The organism is Chryseobacterium sp. FP211-J200, from assembly GCF_001643375.1.
Classification (GTDB): Bacteria; Bacteroidota; Bacteroidia; order Flavobacteriales; family Weeksellaceae; genus Epilithonimonas; species Epilithonimonas ginsengisoli.
This window is the reverse complement of the sequence record NZ_LSHB01000024.1, coordinates 55,992-74,378: the sequence shown is the minus strand read 5'-3', so window position 1 is coordinate 74,378 and position 18,387 is coordinate 55,992. Positions and strand designations below refer to the sequence as shown.

Annotated in this window: 16 protein-coding genes; 8 read left to right on the top strand and 8 right to left on the bottom strand. The window is 37.4% G+C overall.

Annotation, left to right across the window (positions count from 1 at the left end; translation table 11 throughout):
- Positions 1–9 precede the first annotated feature (9 nt).
- Complete coding sequence (locus tag AXA65_RS08585) at positions 10–1,122, top strand: Fic family protein (protein ID WP_218281614.1); 1,113 nt, start codon at positions 10–12, stop codon at positions 1,120–1,122.
- 108 nt (positions 1,123–1,230) lie between these two features.
- Positions 1,231–1,917: a tRNA (adenosine(37)-N6)-threonylcarbamoyltransferase complex dimerization subunit type 1 TsaB gene (tsaB, locus tag AXA65_RS08580; RefSeq protein ID WP_063969706.1), complete on the top strand. Its 687-nt coding sequence runs from the start codon at positions 1,231–1,233 to the stop codon at positions 1,915–1,917.
- 34 nt (positions 1,918–1,951) lie between these two features.
- Here tsaB and AXA65_RS08575 read toward each other — a convergent pair whose 3' ends face one another.
- Positions 1,952–3,151: a PQQ-dependent sugar dehydrogenase gene (locus AXA65_RS08575; RefSeq protein WP_063969705.1), complete on the bottom strand. Its 1,200-nt coding sequence runs from the start codon at positions 3,149–3,151 to the stop codon at positions 1,952–1,954.
- Positions 3,152–3,374: 223 nt separating this feature from the next.
- On the opposite strand from AXA65_RS08575, the gene AXA65_RS08570 reads away from it, so the two are divergent.
- The 4 genes from AXA65_RS08570 (at position 3,375) to uvrB (ending at position 9,769) form a co-directional block, all read left to right on the top strand.
- On the top strand, positions 3,375–5,813 hold the full coding sequence (locus AXA65_RS08570; RefSeq protein WP_063969704.1) for a TonB-dependent receptor plug domain-containing protein: 2,439 nt from the start codon (positions 3,375–3,377) through the stop codon (positions 5,811–5,813).
- Between the two features lie 118 nt (positions 5,814–5,931).
- Positions 5,932–6,303 carry a BlaI/MecI/CopY family transcriptional regulator gene (locus AXA65_RS08565; protein ID WP_063969703.1) on the top strand — a complete coding sequence of 124 codons (372 nt, stop codon included), beginning with the start codon at positions 5,932–5,934 and terminating at the stop codon, positions 6,301–6,303.
- A complete protein-coding gene (locus AXA65_RS08560) occupies positions 6,303–7,712 on the top strand; it encodes a M56 family metallopeptidase (RefSeq protein WP_063969702.1) in 1,410 nt (469 codons plus the stop codon). Before AXA65_RS08565 ends, AXA65_RS08560 begins: the two co-directional genes overlap by 1 nt.
- 65 nt (positions 7,713–7,777) lie before the next feature.
- Positions 7,778–9,769: an excinuclease ABC subunit UvrB gene (gene uvrB, locus AXA65_RS08555; protein ID WP_063969701.1), complete on the top strand. Its 1,992-nt coding sequence runs from the start codon at positions 7,778–7,780 to the stop codon at positions 9,767–9,769.
- Here the strand turns inward: uvrB and AXA65_RS08550 are convergent.
- The 6 genes from AXA65_RS08550 to AXA65_RS08525 all read right to left on the bottom strand — a co-directional run bounded on the left by AXA65_RS08550 (position 9,766) and on the right by AXA65_RS08525 (position 14,647).
- Positions 9,766–10,530, bottom strand: coding sequence for a lipopolysaccharide kinase InaA family protein (locus AXA65_RS08550; RefSeq protein WP_063969700.1), 765 nt, complete (start codon positions 10,528–10,530; stop codon positions 9,766–9,768). The genes uvrB and AXA65_RS08550 overlap by 4 nt on opposite strands.
- 33 nt (positions 10,531–10,563) lie before the next feature.
- Positions 10,564–11,604, bottom strand: a complete 1,041-nt coding sequence (locus AXA65_RS08545; protein ID WP_063969699.1) for a glycosyltransferase family 9 protein — start codon at positions 11,602–11,604, stop codon at positions 10,564–10,566.
- A 146-nt stretch (positions 11,605–11,750) separates the two neighbouring features.
- Positions 11,751–12,011, bottom strand: a complete 261-nt coding sequence (locus AXA65_RS08540; RefSeq protein ID WP_063969698.1) for a DUF3820 family protein — start codon at positions 12,009–12,011, stop codon at positions 11,751–11,753.
- 1 nt (position 12,012) lies between these two features.
- A complete protein-coding gene (locus AXA65_RS08535) occupies positions 12,013–13,104 on the bottom strand; it encodes an AI-2E family transporter (protein WP_063969697.1) in 1,092 nt (363 codons plus the stop codon).
- A 15-nt stretch (positions 13,105–13,119) separates the two neighbouring features.
- Positions 13,120–13,869, bottom strand: a complete 750-nt coding sequence (locus AXA65_RS08530; protein WP_063969696.1) for a hypothetical protein — start codon at positions 13,867–13,869, stop codon at positions 13,120–13,122.
- Between the two features lie 70 nt (positions 13,870–13,939).
- On the bottom strand, positions 13,940–14,647 hold the full coding sequence (locus AXA65_RS08525; protein WP_063969695.1) for a hypothetical protein: 708 nt from the start codon (positions 14,645–14,647) through the stop codon (positions 13,940–13,942).
- 256 nt (positions 14,648–14,903) lie between these two features.
- Between AXA65_RS08525 and AXA65_RS08520 the strand changes: the two genes are divergently transcribed.
- Together AXA65_RS08520 and AXA65_RS08515 are read left to right on the top strand one after the other, a co-directional pair.
- Complete coding sequence (locus AXA65_RS08520; RefSeq protein WP_063969694.1) at positions 14,904–15,875, top strand: aminodeoxychorismate synthase component I; 972 nt, start codon at positions 14,904–14,906, stop codon at positions 15,873–15,875.
- Complete coding sequence (locus tag AXA65_RS08515; RefSeq protein WP_063969693.1) at positions 15,859–16,485, top strand: aminotransferase class IV; 627 nt, start codon at positions 15,859–15,861, stop codon at positions 16,483–16,485. The genes AXA65_RS08520 and AXA65_RS08515 overlap by 17 nt, the downstream gene beginning before the upstream one ends.
- 105 nt (positions 16,486–16,590) lie before the next feature.
- On the opposite strand, the gene menD is transcribed toward AXA65_RS08515, so the two are convergent.
- The gene (menD, locus tag AXA65_RS08510) at positions 16,591–18,255 is read right to left on the bottom strand and encodes a 2-succinyl-5-enolpyruvyl-6-hydroxy-3-cyclohexene-1-carboxylic-acid synthase (protein ID WP_063969692.1); all 1,665 of its coding nucleotides are present in this window, start codon (positions 18,253–18,255) and stop codon (positions 16,591–16,593) included.
- Between the last annotated feature and the right edge of the window lie 132 nt (positions 18,256–18,387).

Genomic DNA, 18,387 nt, shown 5'->3' with positions numbered 1-18,387 from the left:
TTTCTATTTTTGTATAAACCATTTTTAATAATGTCAGTTTACGATAAAAATAAGCCTTTTAACGATTTGCCAAATTTACCTCCTGATTATAATCTGGAAACATCGGCGATTTTTAAAGCTGCTATCAAAGCAAATAAGTTGCTGGCAGAATTAAAAGGATTTTGCCAAACTTTACCACACCCAGAATTACTTTTAAACACAATTATTCTCCAAGAAAGTAAAGAATCCAATGCAATAGAAAATATAGTTACCACCCAAGACGAATTATACAAAGCGACTCTAATGGGAAATGACATAAAAAATCAATCGTCAAAAGAGGTTTTGCAATATCGCCAAGCGATGTATTGGGGGAAAGAACAGTTGCTGAAAAATAATCTTATCACCACGAATCTATTAATCGGAGTGATGCAAAGATTAAGAAATTCCAATGAAAATATCAGAAAGAATACGGGAACAAAATTAGCAAATCCTGTGAATGACACTATAATTTATACACCTCCAGAAGGTGAAAATATTATCAGAGAAAAGCTGGCCCACTTGGAGCAATTTATTAATGATGATAATATTTCCGATTTGGACGCTCTGATAAAAATGGCATTGGTGCATTATCAGTTTGAAGCCATACATCCTTTCAGCGATGGGAATGGAAGAACAGGTCGAATCTTAAATGTCCTCTATCTCATTCAGCAAAACCTACTTGGTTTGCCTGTTCTATATTTGAGTCGTTATATTATAGAAAATAAATCTGATTATTATAGACTTTTGAGAGAAGTGACTGAGAAAGGCAATTGGGAAGAATGGATTTTATTTGTTGTAAACGGAGTTGCTACTACCTCAGAATTGACATTAATGAAAATCAAAGAAATACTAGAATTAAAACACCAAGCTTATATTTCTATTAAAGATGAACTGAAAAAAGGTTTTTCCAAAGAATTGGTGGATTTGCTCTTCAGTTATCCATACATCAAAATCAGTATTTTGGAAGAGCACGATATTGCAAAACGACAGACAGCATCAGAATATCTAAAGAAAATTGCAGATTTAGGCTGGTTAACTCCAATTAAAATTGGACGAGAAATATATTACAGCAATCATAAATTAATTAATGTCTTATCAAAATAAATATGTTGATTGAATAAACATATTATAAGAATATGTCGATTTTTGTCAAATTTTTCGACACGTTTTTGTTATCTGTCGATTTTGTAAACATTTAAATTATCTACTCCAATGAAAATCCTCCACATAGAAACCTCGTCCAAAAACTGCTCAGTTGCCATTTCTGATGGCGAAGAAATCCTTTGTCTTTGCGAAGAAGTTTCCGATAATTACAAACAATCCGAAAGTCTGCATTCCTTTGTAGAGTGGGCTTTGGAAGGCGCAGATATTTCTTTGAAAGATTTGGATGCAATTTCATTAGGAAAAGGTCCAGGTTCTTACACTGGACTCAGAATTGGCGCTGCTTCAGCAAAAGGTTTTTGTTATGGTTTGAAACTTCCTTTGATTGCTATCAATTCTTTGGATTCTATGGTAGAACAATTTGTAAATCAAGGTTTTGAATTGATTATTCCTTTGATTGACGCCAGAAGAATGGAAGTTTACACCGCTTTTTTCGATGGAACTTCCGGCGAAATGATAAAGGAAACTGAAGCTAAAATCCTGGATGAAAATTCCTTTTCAGAATTAGTGGATAAGAAGGTTTTGTTCATTGGCGACGGCGCAAAAAAAGCACAGGAAATCATGAATCTTCCACATGCTGAATTCAAATCCGATATTTATCCTTCGGCAAAAGGTTTGATTAAGAAGTCAGTTGAGAAATTCAACAAAAAAGAATTTGAAGATACGGCTTATTTCGAACCGTTTTATTTGAAAGATTTCCAAGGTATTAAAAAGGCGGACCGAATAAAAAAATCGTGACCGCCATTTTTGTCATGCTGAGCCTGTCGAAGGGTTATTTGTTCGATACTTTGTAAAGCTTTCCGCTATCGGTTATGCCGTAAAGATTGCCATCCATTCCATTCAACACATCTCTGAATCTTTCTTTTTGGTCGAGCAACAAACGTTCCTCACCCACGACTTTATCGTCTTTGATGACGATTCTATTGATATGTTCACCACTAAGGCAACCGATGAATAGGTTGTTTTTCCATTCCTCTATATTTCCTGTGTAGAAAGTCACACCGCTGGGCGAAACCACTGGATCCCAATAATAAACGGGCTGTTCTGTTCCAGCTTTCTGCGTGGTTCCATTGTTGATTTTTCCGCCTGTATATTCAATTCCATAACTTACATCGCCCCAACCATAGTTTTTTCCAGGTTGGATAAGGTTGATTTCGTCGCCGCCTCTTGGTCCCATTTCAATATCCCAAAGTTGTCCTTTCTCATCAAGAGCCAAACCTTGTGGATTTCTGATTCCGTAAGCAAAGATTTCCGGTTTGTAATTGGATTTCCCAATGAATGGATTTCCTGGAGCCGGTTTTCCATCTTTTGTGATTTTCAGGATTTTACCAAGATAATTATCCGTTTTCTGAGCATAAACTCTTGTCTGTTTATCGGACCTTTCGCCTGTACTTACAAAAAGATTTCCGTCCTTATCAAAGACCAAACGACTTCCGTAATGTTTATCACCGTCATAAGTTGGTGTGGCGCGAAAAATAACTTTGACCTCAGAAATAGTTTTCAGATCTGAAGACAATTTTCCTTTTGCTACAGCGGTATGATTTCCATCTTCATAAGGTTCTGAAAAACTAAAATAAATGATTTTGTTTGTTTTGAAATCCGGGTCCAAAGCCACATCCAGCATTCCACCTTGGCCTTTGTCGTCCACTTTTGGAAATCCTGATATTTTAGAGACCTGTTTTCCGTCTGTAGAAACCACGTTCATAAAACCAGATTTTTCTGTGATTAGAAATCGACCGTCTGGTAAATTGATGACTCCCCAAGGCTTTCCTAGAGAAGTGTTCAGAATTTCAATATTATAAGGTGTTTTTGTTTTTACGGGTGTAATTCTGGTTTGTCCAGCAAATGCGGGATTGTAGTCAGTGTTTGGTTTTTCTTCTTGCGCAGTAGGCTTGCTAGGCTGTCCTTTCCATTGGCACGAATATAAAAGAAAGAATGAACAGAAAATAGTTGGTAATGTGGATTTTAGCATAACTTTTATTTTTTAGGTCAATGAAAAAATAATGCCAGCAAAAATTATTGTTAATTCTTTATTTTGAAGGGTAGGTGTTATAAATATTAGCATTTTATTATGCAACACCTTGTTTTATTTGGGGTCTATTATTGATATTTAATATAAATTTGCAATAAAGATGTCGTTTATTTATTATTTATTTAAAATTATTATATTTTTGATTAAAATTTGACAAATGTATATGGGAATCAAAAAAATCAGTGTTGTTTTTTTCTTAGGAGCAAGTACGCTTTATTTTGCACAAACAACTAAAGACAGCATGTCCGGGGAAACTTCCGTGGATGAGGTGAATATCATCGGAACTCGAAATAAAAAAAGGACGGCCACCAACACTGCTGTTCCTGTGGATGTGATAGACGTAAAGCAGATCAGCCAATCTACAGGGCAAGTAGATGTCAATCAACTTTTGCAATTCGCAGCACCATCTTTTAATTCGAACAAACAATCGGGATCCGACGGTGCAGATGCCGTAGATCCTGCAACTTTGCGAGGTTTAGGTCCCGATCAGACACTGCTGTTGCTCAATGGAAAAAGATACCACCAATCCTCACTGGTCAATATTTTTGGAACAAGAGGTCGTGGCAATTCTGGTTCGGATCTGAACACCATTCCAGTAGGAGCTATCAAAAGAGTTGAGATCTTGAGAGACGGCGCATCTGCCCAATATGGTTCTGATGCAATTGCAGGTGTTATCAATGTGGTGCTAAATGACCGAGATCACGGTTTTGAAGGAAGTGCTTTCTATGGCGCCAATCTTTTTGAAAGTCCGGGAAATAATGATGTTATCTCTGATAAAAAATTAGACGGCAATACATTCGATTTCAGTGGAAACCTTGGGACAAAGATCGGGACCAAAGGTGGTTTCGGTAACTTTACATTAGAATTAATAAATAAAGATTATGCAATCCGAAATGCGAATCCGGAGAAATACAGCGCACCGAGACAGCGTTTCGGAGATGCAAAATCTAATAATATCTATTTCTTCGGGAATATAGAAGTGCCTTTGACTGATGGACTGACTTTCTATTCTCAGCCTGGTTTCTCTTACCGGAACACAAAAGCTTATGCATGGACAAGATCGGCTGACGCAGACGGGAATATTCCTGAAATTTATCCAGATGGCTTCAACCCGATTCAGAATACAAAGATCTCAGATTTTACGTTTGATAACGGTTTGAAGTTCAAACTGGGCGATTGGGACTTTGATTTCTATAATGCTTTTGGCAACAACAGATTCATTTATCAAATTGATAATACCATCAATGCAACTCTGGGAGTGAGTTCTCCTACAAGCTTTGATGCTGGCGGACATTCACTTTCTCAAAATGTTACTGGCCTTAGCACGAGCAAAGCATTTGATTTCTTGGAAGGTTTTAATCTAGCTTTGGGAACAGAATTCCGTTATGAAAAATTTAATCTTATAAAAGGGCAGGAGAGTTCTTACGCTACTTATGACGTCAATGGAAATGTTGCCACAGCTGATACGCCGATAGAATTACTCGTAACCAATCCATTATCGGGCGATATTAGACCAGGAGGGTCACAAGGTTTTCCGGGATATTCTCAAGAAGTCGGAAAAAGCAGAAATAACTTTGCTGCTTATGTAGATACAGAGCTTGATATCACAAAAAACTGGATGGTGAGTCTAGCTGGAAGATTCGAGAATTACAGTGACTTTGGAAGTACGCTGAATGGAAAATTTGCAACAAGATATGCCATTACACCGCAATTTGCTTTCAGAGGTTCGGTTTCTACAGGATTCCGTGCGCCGTCTTTGGTTCAGAAATATTACAGTCTGCAGTTCACCAACTTTCAGGGCGGAAATCTGGTAACTGTCCAACTGGCTTCCAATGACAGTGAGTTGGCGAAACAAGCCTTTATTCCGCAATTGAAACAGGAGACTTCACTTAATGGAAGTGCGGGATTTACTTTTAATTCAGGAAAATTCACTGCAACGGTTGATGGTTATTATATCAAGGTAAAAGACAGAATTGTTTTGACAGGAACTTTTGACCAAACAGATGATGTGATCGGCGGAACGCTCGCCAATTTGAAAGTCGATCAGGCTCAGTTTTTCAGTAACGCTGTGGACACAAAATCCCAAGGTGTAGATGTGATCTTAACTTATACTACGGATCTAGGTCCAGGAAGATTATCCACAACATTGGCAGGAAATTATAACAAAATGGAAATTACCGATGTGCATACGCCAGCGCAATTGGCAGGAAAAGAAGATGTATTTCTAAGCGCACGAGAACGAGCTTTTATCTTGGCTTCCGCTCCTAAAACCAAGATCAATCTGAATCTGAATTACAAGATCCAAAAGTTCAATGCAAATTTGCAATTGGTAAGATTTGATAAAGTGACTTTGGTCGGCTACAATGGACCAGATCACTATCAAACTTACACACCGAGAGTGACGACGGATTTTTCTGTGGGTTATGATTTCACCAAGAATTTTTCATGGACCATTGGTGGGAAAAACGTCTTCAACAGATATGCTACATTGCAGTATGGTGCAGTATCAGACGGAAATACAGAATCCGGCGGCATCTTTGATCCTGTTCAAATGGGATTCTCTGGCAGACAGATCTTTACAAGAGTGAACTTTAAATTTTAACCATAACTAACTACTTTTTGAAAGGATTCAATTTTTATTGAGTCCTTTTTTTTGTAAAAAGATTTGGCAGTTCAAATTTTAATTCTACATTTGTAGAACAAAATATAATGTTGTAGAAATGAACGAGCAAAAATTGACCGAAACCGAAATGACTTTAATGGAAATACTTTGGCAAAGAGAAAAGGTCTTCATGAAAGATATTTTGGAAGATTATGCCGATCCAAAACCTGCCTCAACAACCATCGCAACCTTGTTGAAAAGAATGCAGAACAAAGATCTGGTTGGCTACAAACTTTACGGAAACTCGAGAGAATATTTCCCAAAAGTGAAGAAGGAAGATTATTTCCAAGGCGAAATGACTTCTATGATTGACCGCTTTTTCAACAGTTCCGTGAGCCAGTTTGCGTCGTTTTTCACTTCCAATTCCAAGCTTTCTCAGAAACAGCTGAAAGAACTAAGAGAAATTATTGACAAAGAAATAGAACCGTAATGGAAACTGTTATTTTAAAGATTAGCCTTTGTTCATCGTTATTGATTGCGATTTACTATCTGTTTTTGCAGAAAGAGAAAATGTTCCGCTTCAATCGGTTTTATCTTTTGTTTGCTTTGATTTTTTCGTACACGATTCCTTTTGTTAAAATCAATTTGCCAGCGATTTCAGAAAAGAAGAACCAATTAATTTTTGAAGAAATTACGACCCAGCAATTGATTCAGAAAACAGATCAAGCGTCGGATTTCAATTGGATGAATTTGATCTTAATGATTTATATTTTGGTTTCAATTATATTGATTATCAAATCTTTGGTGTCAATCAGAAAAATTTTAAAATTAAAAGGAACTGATATTAATTATCAAAATCAAAACGTAAAATTAATTGAGAAAGATCTGCCGCCGTTCAGCTTTTGGAACAAGATCTATCTCAGCAAAAAACACTTTGAAGACCAAATTGATCATAGAATATTTCTTCACGAGAAAACACATTTGATTCAAAAACATTCTTTGGATTTGATTTTAGTTGAGATTCTTCAGGCAATTTCGTGGTTCAATCCTGCAATTTACTTTTATAAAAAAGCTATCAAAGACAACCACGAATTCCTGGCAGATGAGGTGATTGTTCGTAAAGAATTCAACATCAAAGATTACCAGAACCTGATTCTTGCTGAGGTTTTGAATGCCCAGAATCTTTCATTAGTAAACCAATTCAATTTTAATAACACCAAAAAACGATTTATTATGATGACCACCAAAAGATCAAAATTAGAAAAGTTCAAAAAACTGTTTGCCGTTTCTGCCTTTGCAGGACTGAGTATTCTGTTTGTCCAAAAAGTTTATGCATCGGAAGTTACCGAACAGAAAGAAAATGAGAAGCCAGCCGTTGCAACTCTTGTTGATGAGAAAGATTACACTGAAAGTAACAGAAGAATGATGGAGATGTATAAGAATGAGCTTAAAAAAGAAAGAATACCAAGAGCCGAGACTGTTGCAGAAGTAGTTGTAATGGATACAATTCCTGCCAATAAAACATCGAAAACAAGAAAACTTAAAGAAAACGAATTACCAATTCCACCACCTCCACCGCCGGCAAGCAATAGTACAGCGGCTCAATTTCCCGAAGGGATCAACAGCCTTAGAATGAGTTTTTCTAATATTTTTGATTCTTCAAAATTTGTAGATGATACAAAGAATAAAGGGACTTTTAAAACTAACATCTACATCAGAATCGATGAGAACGGAAAGACAACCGATGTAAGAGCAGAAGGTCCGAATACAAATTTTAATACGGAGGCTGTAAGAGCGATGAAAGTGGCAACCGAGAATGTCACTTGGAAACCTGCAACAGAAGAAGGTAAGGCTGCCGCCACAGTTTTCCAATTTCCTATAACCATGAATTTCCAATAAAATCAAAGAATTTCACTTTGCAAAAACGTTCCATTTTTTGGAACGTTTTTTCGTATTTTTGTGTTATGCAATTCAAACTTCAATCAGAATATCAACCCACTGGAGATCAGCCAAAAGCCATCGAGAAATTGGTGGAAGGCATCAATATTGGTGAAAAGTACCAAACCCTTCTCGGCGTTACAGGTTCCGGAAAAACGTTTACGGTGGCCAATGTTGTGAATCAGGTTCAGAAACCGACTTTGGTTTTGGCGCACAACAAGACTTTGGCGGCTCAGCTTTTTATGGAGTTCAAGGAGTTTTTTCCGGACAATGCGGTGGAATATTTTGTAAGTTACTACGACTATTATCAGCCGGAAGCTTTCATTGCTTCTACAAATACTTACATCGAGAAAGATTTGAGCATCAATGAAGAAGTGGAGAAATTAAGACTTTCTGCCTCGGCAAGTTTGCTTTCCGGAAGACGCGATGTGTTGATTGTCGCGTCGGTTTCCTGTATTTATGGTGTGGGAAATCCGAAAGAGTTTGAAAAGTCATTGATCACAATTACCAAAAGCGAGAAAATATCCAGAACGCGATTGCTTAATTCTCTGGTAAGTGCGTTATATTCCAGAGCTTTGAACGAATTCCAACGAGGAACTTTCCGCGTAAAAGGCGATGTCATCGATGTTTATCCGGCTTATGCAGATACAGCGATCAGACTTCAGTTTTTTGGTGATGAGATCGAGACGATCCAAAGTTTCGATCCAGTTTCTGGAAACGTGACTTCGAATTTTGATACGATCAATATTTATCCAGCCAATCTTTTTGTAACAACTCCGGAGACGATGCAAGGTGCTATTCGCCAGATTCAGGATGATATGGTAAAACAAGTCGATTTCTTCAGAGAAATTGAAAAACCTTTGGAAGCCAAACGTCTTGAGGAACGAACTGAATTAGATCTTGAAATGATACGCGAATTAGGCTATTGTTCAGGAATTGAAAATTATTCCCGCTATATGGATGGTCGTTTGCCAGGTTCAAGACCTTTCTGTTTGTTGGATTATTTCCCGAAAGATTTCCTGATGGTCATTGATGAAAGTCACGTGACGATTCCGCAGGTTCATGCGATGTACGGGGGCGACAGAAGCCGAAAAGAGGTTTTGGTAGAACATGGTTTCCGTTTACCTGCTGCGATGGACAACAGACCTTTGAAATTCGATGAATTTGAGACGATGCAAAATCAGGTAATCTACGTTTCCGCAACGCCTGCAGATTATGAATTGGAAAAATCCGGCGGCACTTACATCGAGCAGATTATTCGACCAACAGGACTTTTAGATCCAATCATCGAAGTTCGTCCAACAATGAATCAGATTGATGATCTGATTGAAGAGATCCATAAAAGGGTAGAGCTTGACGAAAGGGTTTTAGTAACGACCTTAACTAAAAAAATGGCGGAAGAATTGACCAAATATTTTACTAAAGTTGGCATCCGAACAAGATACATCCACTCCGATGTGGAAACTTTGGAAAGGATCCAGATCATGCAGGATCTGCGTCTTGGTTTGTTCGATGTTTTGGTGGGTGTGAACCTTTTGAGAGAAGGTTTAGATCTACCGGAAGTTTCCTTGGTTGCGATTTTGGACGCTGATAAAGAAGGAATGCTGCGTTCCCGAAGATCCATGATCCAAACCGTTGGTAGAGCGGCGAGAAACCTGAACGGACGTGCCATCATGTACGCCGACAAAATGACGAAATCTATGCAAGCTGCAATTGATGAGACACTTTATCGTCGAGAAAAACAAATGCAGTATAATACCGACCATGGCAAAGTTCCAATGGCTTTGAACAAAAAGATCAGTGAAAATCTGGTTGGAAGAAGCAAGGATTTCCCAGACGAAAAATACACGCAAAAAGTGCTGATGCAGGAAGTTGCAGAAACCAAAGCAAACTACGGAAGCGAAGACATCGAGAAAATCGTAGTCGCAAAACAGAAAGAAATGGAAGCTGCTGCCAAAAATCTTGACTTCATAAAAGCCGCAAAACTAAGAGATGAAATTGCAGCTTTGAAAGCTTAATTTTTCTTTAGAAAGAACTTATAAAACTTCAAAATCCGTTTCACCTTACGCTTGAATACTTTTTTGTTAGCAAAATCAAGGATCTTTTTGAAACAATATTCGGAGGTTGTTCCAGAAAGTCTTGCATATTCTGCGCTGATGATCTTGATGACGTCTAGGTCGTTGGTCAATCTTTCGAAGTTTTCCAGCCTTTTGGATATTTTCATTTCGGAATGGAAATTCATTCGATTGAGATCCACGAGATAAAACGTATAGTTTTCATCACTTTTCTTGATCAGAAAATTACCTGAGGCATTATCAATGAACTCGATCCCGTTCTCATGTAACTGGAAAATCAACAAGGTGTACGCTTTGAATATTGCCTCTCTGTCTGGATAAGTTGGATTATGAAGTGCATCGCTTAGCGTAAAAACATCCTCGAGCTGCTCACTTACATAATAGCTTGAGGTGACGCCGATGAGGTCATGATTTTCTATGTAGGCAATTGGTTTTGGCGTGTGGAAACCTTTCTCCAAAAGCATCTGGCCATACTCATATGATCTTCTGGATTTAGACTTTCGATAATATTTGTACACATGACGGTTGATCAGGTTGTGTTGCTTAAATGACTTGAAATTGAATTTTAAATCATTGACCACAAAATACTTAACGGTATTTCTGTTTCCGTGACCAACAAGAACACCTTCATTTTTAAAATTCTTTAAAATGTTCAGGATGTCATTTTTGTATTGAGAATATTCCTCAGATAAAACAAAGTTCATGGTTAGTATTTGGTTATAGTTTTAAAGTTCAATCTATATAAGTGTGGTTTTGATCAATTCCATCATCTGATCCAGATCTGTTTCATTGGTATTGATAGAGAAACTTTTATCGTTGTAAGGTTTATAGGCCGTCTCGTCTGTTACAGAAAAGAGGCCAACAGTTGGCGTGTTTACTGCGCTGGAAAGGTGCATCACACCGTTGTCTGCAGCTATGAAAACTGCCGTGTTGGCAAGAAAACCGCCCATTTCCCGAATGTCTGTACTGTAAAAATTTGGGATTTTAAAATTCAGCTTAGAAATGTTTTCGACGGGTAAAAGTTCTATGATGTTGTAATCTGGAAATGTAGCTTTCAGCTTATCATAAAATGCATTCCACCATTCTTCGGAGTAGCATTTGGCGCCTGTTGCATTTGTGAAAAGACAAATTGTTTTTTTATCGTTTTGGATGATCTTGTCCAGGTTTGCTTTCCCATTTTTGATCTCTTCCGGATCTAATTGCAACTTTAAAGTAGGCAATTTGCTTGTGTTCTCCGCAAGACCGATTTCCTTAAGATAACTTCTGAGATTGTAGATGTTCTTCTTTGCATCGTGGTTGTAATCGGAATATTTAGATGCAAGTGTTTCATCGGATTCACCGAAAAATTTGAATTTAGAATTGGTGAAAAGTATGGATAATCTGCCAGATGATGAACCATGATTTGCATTGATGGCAAGGTCGTATCTTCTAAACTTCAATTGGAACCATCCTTTGATGTATTTTCCCAAACTGCTGAATGGTTTCTTGGGAAGTTGGATGATCCGGTCGATATTTTCGTAATTCTTATAAATGATCGGTGTCACGCCACCTTTCACGAAAAGGTCGATCTTGCTGTCAGGAAAAGTGTTTGCCACTTCTTGGACTAGCGGTGTCAAAAGCAAGAGATTTCCCAGTCTGTGGTTAGGTCTGGAGATCAGGATTCGGTTTATTTTAACATCTTTATCTGCTTTGAGACCAGCTTTTGATTTACCAATGTTTTTGGTAAGACCCTGCATGATCTTTTTTCGGAAAACGTTTATCTTTTTTTTTGTAGTCATACGAAGGATTTAGCTGATCCGCTTGTAAAGTAAAATTAACCAAGCCGAAAAGACCAACAAAAATAATGAAAATAGAAAGAACCCGTGAAATAAAAACGCGTGTATATTTCACTAAAAATCTTTGAAATAAATTATTAATGCCTGCGCTAAAACTTGTAAGTCGTATTCTTAGGTTTTTGAGTATTGACTTTCCCACGGATCGGAATCAGAAGGTCCATCAAACCATTGATTTTAATTTCATAGATGGTCGCTAATTGCATTCCCAGTTTACCTTTGGGCATTCCCTGGCTTTGAAACCATTCCAGGTAATTGATGGGAAGATCTGCGAGGATCGTGTTTTTGTGCTTACCAAAAGGCATTCGTACTTGGCAAATTTCTACAAGAATTTCTGGATTAAGGCCTTCCATTTTAAATTATTAAATCAATTTTGTTATCAATATCATCTTTGTCATTGGGCAATTGTAGAGAAGGTATAGCTTCCTCTTCAGAAAATTCGTCTCTGTAAACCTGGATCAGAAGAACAGTAATCGACATTAGTATTGGACCGAAGATCAATCCCATAAATCCAAAGATGTTCATTCCTAAAATAATCCCAAAAACAGTGACCAATGGATGGATATCTTCTAATTTTTTGAGCAATGTGAATCGTAGTAAATTATCCGTCAGTCCTACCACCACAAGTCCGTAGATCAAAACGCCAACACCAGGACCAGTTTGTCCTTCAGCGATCATAAAGATCCCGACTGGAACATAGATGATCGCAGCACCTACAACAGGTAGCATAGAGGCAACTGCTGTCAACGCGAATAGAAGGATCGCACTTGGCGCACCAAAGATCCAATAGCCGATAAGCGCTACAACACCTTGTCCGATTGCAACAACCGGAATCCCAATGGCATTGGCTAAGACCAATTTGTTGAATTTGTCGCCCAGCATTTGAGTATTCGTTCTCTTAAAAGGCATTGCTTTGGCCACGATCTTCTCAAACAATCGTGCCTTTACAAACATAAAGTAGAGAATGAAATACATCGAAACAATGACAGTAAACGTGTTCACAGTCGTACTCAAAGCCTTTGTAGAAAGTGTTCCTGCAAAATTGGTGACTTTTGTGATGTTCTCTTTGCTAAGAATGTCAAAACCGACTTTGGAATAGATGAACTGATGGATCTTCTCAAGAAATATATTGAATTTCTCCATATATGCCTGGGCATTTCCAGCTTTTGCAACCAGCATATCGATGATGAAATAGACAGGAAGAATAAGAATGATCAGTGAAGCAAGCATCAAAACAGTTGCTGCAAGCCATGGTTTCCAGTTTTTTTCTTCGACCAGATAAAAGTTATACTTTCTGCAGACGATATATAGTGTAACTGCCCCTAATAACGAAGGTATGAATAATGCCAGATTCCAGCAGATCAATAAGACCAAAACAGAAATGAGAAGAATTAAAGCAATTTGCTTTATAACGATGGAATCAATTGGTTTACCGAAATCTGACATAATTTTTTTTAAGTTTTATTTTTGTTCTATTTGTCTAGGCAATGCAACGTAAGCGCAATACGCAGAGTACATTGTAGAATAATAAAACATATAAGTAACTATTATGCCAATACAGCAAGCGATGAATCCCAGACAAGAACACAAGTAAGCCAATAGATTGATCAATAGGATCTCACCATAATTATCTTTCGCAATATCAAATGATCTTTTTAGTGCTTCGATCGCAGTAACATTCTGAAACAAAAGGAACGGAAAGCCCAAAAAGAAGAAAGGCATTACAAAAACCGCTGGCACGTAGCAAAGGTTGGTACAAATGACTACAGCGATCGAGAATATCAATCCATACAAAACGATATTAATGAAATTCTGCTTGTAGCCGATAAACAGGTCAGAGATCTCAATCTGTTGATTCAGGTTTTTTTTGTGGGCTACATAAATAGTTCCAACAGCAAGAGGTGCCAAAACCAAAATGTTGACAAGCGAGAAACTACCCATGAAACTTAGAAAAGGTGTCCCGCGGTAAAGGTCTTCGTACGCCTCAGCATTATAACCGCCCATAGAGTCTCGATTTTGACTCATTTCCATGATGATCCCAGACAATCCTGTAACGGATAGTAAGATGAAAACAATAATAAAAACAATAACGCCTGCAATGATAGGGTAGAGTAGAATGCCCTTGTACAGTTCAAAAGCGTGAGTCAAGATGCTTCCAGAATTCTTATCAGGCACATTTCCACCGGTTTCTAGATCTTTAAAATTTTCCATGTAGTTTAAGTTTGAAGTTTATTACCAAATCTACACAAAAAATATTTGAATTGAATTAATTCAAAAACAATTATTCCTCAAAATCAGCAATTAAATGTTTATAAAGCACATAGATCATCGCATTCCAAAACGGAAACGTGATGAAGATCCCAAAGAAAAACATGATGAATCCACAATAAGAAAACAGAATAGAAACGATCATAGCAATGAAGATCAGAATAAAATTCTTCTGAAAAGTCTGAACACTGATCTTAAAAGATTGAAAATAATTAAACCCTTTGAAGAACATCAAGGCCGGAACAAACAACATCATCGGAATCCAAATGAAAGTGAAAATGGAAAGGAAATTGTTGATCATGCTCCACGCCAGAGAATAGATCACAAACAAAAAGAAGTAATGTCCTTGGAAACCAGCAAAAAGATCACCCGTTTCCGGCTTCTCTCCCAGGTCAAGCTTTCTGTAGATCTTCAAAAAACCAATGTTCAAAGGGAAAATGACCGCCTTGATCACAATCATCACTTGCAAAAACAAGACTGCGTTATCGGTTTGCATCAGCGCAGTGTACTTTGTTAAAAAAGCCTGACTGTCAGTATAAAACAAATTCTGAAACTTCTGGATCTCTTCAAAAAGCCCGTAATATCGGAACGCAAAAGAACCCGCAAACATCGTCACAGAAAAATAGATCACACAAAACAAAAACTGAAACGGCAAAGTTCTCATCCAGTATTCATAGGCTTCTGTCAGCAATTTTCCGATCTCAGGTTTTGGCGTCGTCATTCTCAAAATTTTTGCAAAAGTAACCATTAATTAACGAGTATCGAAATTGATGATTTTATTTTGGGCAGCTTTATCCGCCTTCCGCTCCCAAACCTAACGAAGTGGTTCGACGGAGTCAATCTTTTTTGCAGACGATTTTCTGTTCAATAGAATTTGATACCACTCAAAAAAGGATTTCCGCTCAAGTCGGGCTGCGGGTTTCGGTGTTCTTAGAAGCTTCAGCTTTTATTAGAAGACTTTTCTCTATTTTTGTTTTATGTTTCAGAATCCGCAGTTTCAAAGAATGGACGAGTTGTCAGAAAGAAAAGAACCCTTTTTTTTCTTGATCAATTTTTTGATGGATGAAGTCAGGATTTTCACTCAAAACGAAATTAAAAATAACAGTTTATCAATTGATTTTCCGAATGTTAAAAACGTTATTGATGAGCACGCACAAGTTCCAAATTTCGGATGGAAGTCTTTCCCCGAAACATTAGAAGATTATCAAAAAGGATTTGAAATCGTCCAAGAAAATTTGAAAAAAGGAAATTCTTATCTTACGAATTACACCAGAAAAACTGAGATTGAAACCAACTTGACTTTAGAAGATATTTTCAAATTCTCAAAAGCTAAATATAAAATTCTGGTTCCTGATGAATTCGTCTGCTTCTCACCAGAAACCTTTATCGAAATCGTTGATAATAAGATTTTTACGCATCCAATGAAAGGAACAATCGATGCGGAAATAGAAGATGCTGAAAATATTCTCAAGAACGACCCGAAGGAAAAAGCAGAACATTACACTGTTGTCGATTTGTTGAGAAACGATTTGAGTATGGTAGCCAACAATGTTCGCGTCAAGGATTTCCAAAGAATTGATTACCTAAAAACAAAACAAAAAAATCTCCTCGCCATGAGTTCCGAAATCGAAGGCGAAATAAAACCGGAATTCCAAAACAAAATCGGTTCTATTCTGCAAAAACTCTTGCCAGCTGGTTCCATTCTCGGCGCTCCGAAACCTAAAACTTTGGAAATCATTTTAAAAGCTGAGAAATATGATCGAGGTTTTTACACCGGAATTGCAGGTTATTTTGATGGAAAAAATCTTGATTCCTGCGTGATGATCAGATTTATTGAAAAAGAAAACAGAAAACTCTTTTTCAAAAGTGGAGGCGGAATCACGCACCAAAGCGACTTAATCAGCGAATACGAAGAAATGAAAAACAAAATCTATGTCCCGATTTATTGAAAGCATCAAAGTTGAAGACCAAAAAATCTTCCTGACAGAACTTCATCAGAAAAGAATGAATGAGACTTTTTCCAATTTCGCGAAAGAATGTAAAATTGATATTCAAAGTTTGTTCTTAAACCTGGAACACGACGAAGATGGCCTTTACAAATTCCGAATTGAATATGATTTGGAAAACAATTTCAAAACTCAGATTGTTCCGTACGCCATTTCAGAACACGATGATTTCGGATTGGTCATTGATAATGAAATTGATTACACTTTCAAATCAGCCGACAGAACTCAATTTCAAAAAATGAAAAATGACAGCAGCGCTGACGAAATTATCATCGTCAAAGAAAACCAAATCACAGACACTTCCTATTCCAATCTCCTTTTTTTGAAAGACAAAACTTGGTTCACGCCGAAAACTTATCTTCTAAACGGCGTAATGCGACAAAGTTTATTAGCCTCGAAAAAAATCAAAGAAACCGAAATTACAGTTGATAATATTAAAGAATATTCTCATTTTCAATTGATTAATGCACTCAATGATTTTGATGAAATGTTCATTTATCCCATTGAGAAAATAATCAATCTACCGAAAGAGGAATCTGATTTGGAGTTTTGATTAAAACTTTAAAAGGTCTTCGACTCCGCTCAGACTGACATCGGGTAAATAAAACGGATAGTTTAAGGATTGTCACGCTGAGCGGAGTCGAAGCGCTTCAATATATTACTTCAACTCCACAAAATACTGCTTCAAAATATCCGCATTATTACACTCAGACGTCATTACTTCCAAAATCTTTGGTTTCGGATTGGACTTGAAAAAGTTTGGTAAAACTCTGTCCAATGTAATTTCGTCCTCCACTTTCGTATAATCAAAACCGAAATTCTTCGCCAATAATTCTGCATTTCTGTGATGTGTGGTGGCGATAAACTCGTCCAAAGCATTGGTTCCACTTGGCCCAGGAATGATTTTGAAAATATTGCCTTCGCCATTGTTGAAAATCACAATCCTCGTGTATGGCGGAATGTATTGGTTCCAAAGTCCGTTGATATCATAGAAAAACGACAAATCTCCGGTAATCAAAATCGTTGGTTCGTCTTCCATCATAGCAAATCCCATTGCCGTAGAAGTACAGCCGTCGATGCCGCTGGTTCCTCGGTTGCAATACACATCGTGCTTTTGATAATCAAACAATTGTGCATATCGGATTGCTGAACTATTGGAGAAATGAATTTTATAATTCTCAGGAATTTGATTGGATAACTGATTGAAAAGATAGAAATCCGAGAACGGCGCTTTGTTCAGATATTCCTCGTGTTTTGCATCTTTTTTGTCTTTCAAAACATCCCAAAGATTGAAAAAAGGTCTTGGTTCCAGATTGATGGATTTCAATAATTTGGAAAAGAAAATCTCAGCTTTGGTTTCAATTTTTTGAGTTAAGGCGAAGTAAGTGTCTGGCTGCCAATATTCATCGATGTGCCAATGTTGTGCTGGTTTGGCTTTTCTAAGAAATTGTTTTACTCTTTTTGAAACTACATTTTGTCCGATGGTTATTAATAAATCGGGCGCATAAGTTCTGTAATCTTCCTCAGTAAAATCTGTAATATAACGGTCGATATGTGCGAAGAATTTCTCGTGCTGAAGATTCGAATTCATTTCTGTCAAAACGACAACCGTGTGATTTTTAACCAATTGAGAAAGTTGTGCTTGTAATTCCGGATTTGGTGCTAATGTGCCAGCAAGAATCAAAATGCGTTTGGAAGTATGCCAATCTGCAATTAGATTTGACGGAATTTCATAAGTCCTTTTCTGAATCGTTTTTTCGACAATCGGCAAAACCGGTAATTCATCCACCAAATTATAAAGAGGCTCATTCAAAGGAATATTGATGTGAACCGGACCGCTTTTTTCGATGCAAAGTTCAACCGCTTTTTTGATGGTTTCAAAGTTGTGGTCATCTGCACCATCTTTTTCATCTTCCAACAGTTCAAAATCGCCGTAAGAATGCTGGTGGAAAAGGTTTTTCTGACGAATCGTCTGTCCGTCAAACAAATCCACAAAATCCGAAGGTCTGTCCGCCGTCAAAATCAAAAGCGGAATATTCTGATAAAAAGCTTCCACAACTGCAGGATAATAATTGGTTGCTGCGGAGCCGCTCGTACAAGTGATGGCGACAGGTTTTTTAATGGATTTCGAAATTCCCAAACCTACAAAAGCCGCCGCTCTCTCGTCCACAATACTGTAACATTGGAACGCATCAATCTCAGAAAAATGAATCGACAAAGGTGCATTTCTGGAACCTGGAGAAATAATGATTTTGTCGATGCCGTACTGTTCAAGAATATGGGCTAGAATCTGGATGCTGCGTTTTGCGGAATATTGCTTCATTGTAGAAATTTACTGAGAAATAAATCAGTTTGCAAATTTAATCAAAACCTTTAATCAAGATGTTGTATTTTATCGCAAAGGCACAAAAAATATAAACAAATCGATTGTTAGAAGTCGCAAAGATTGAAGTGT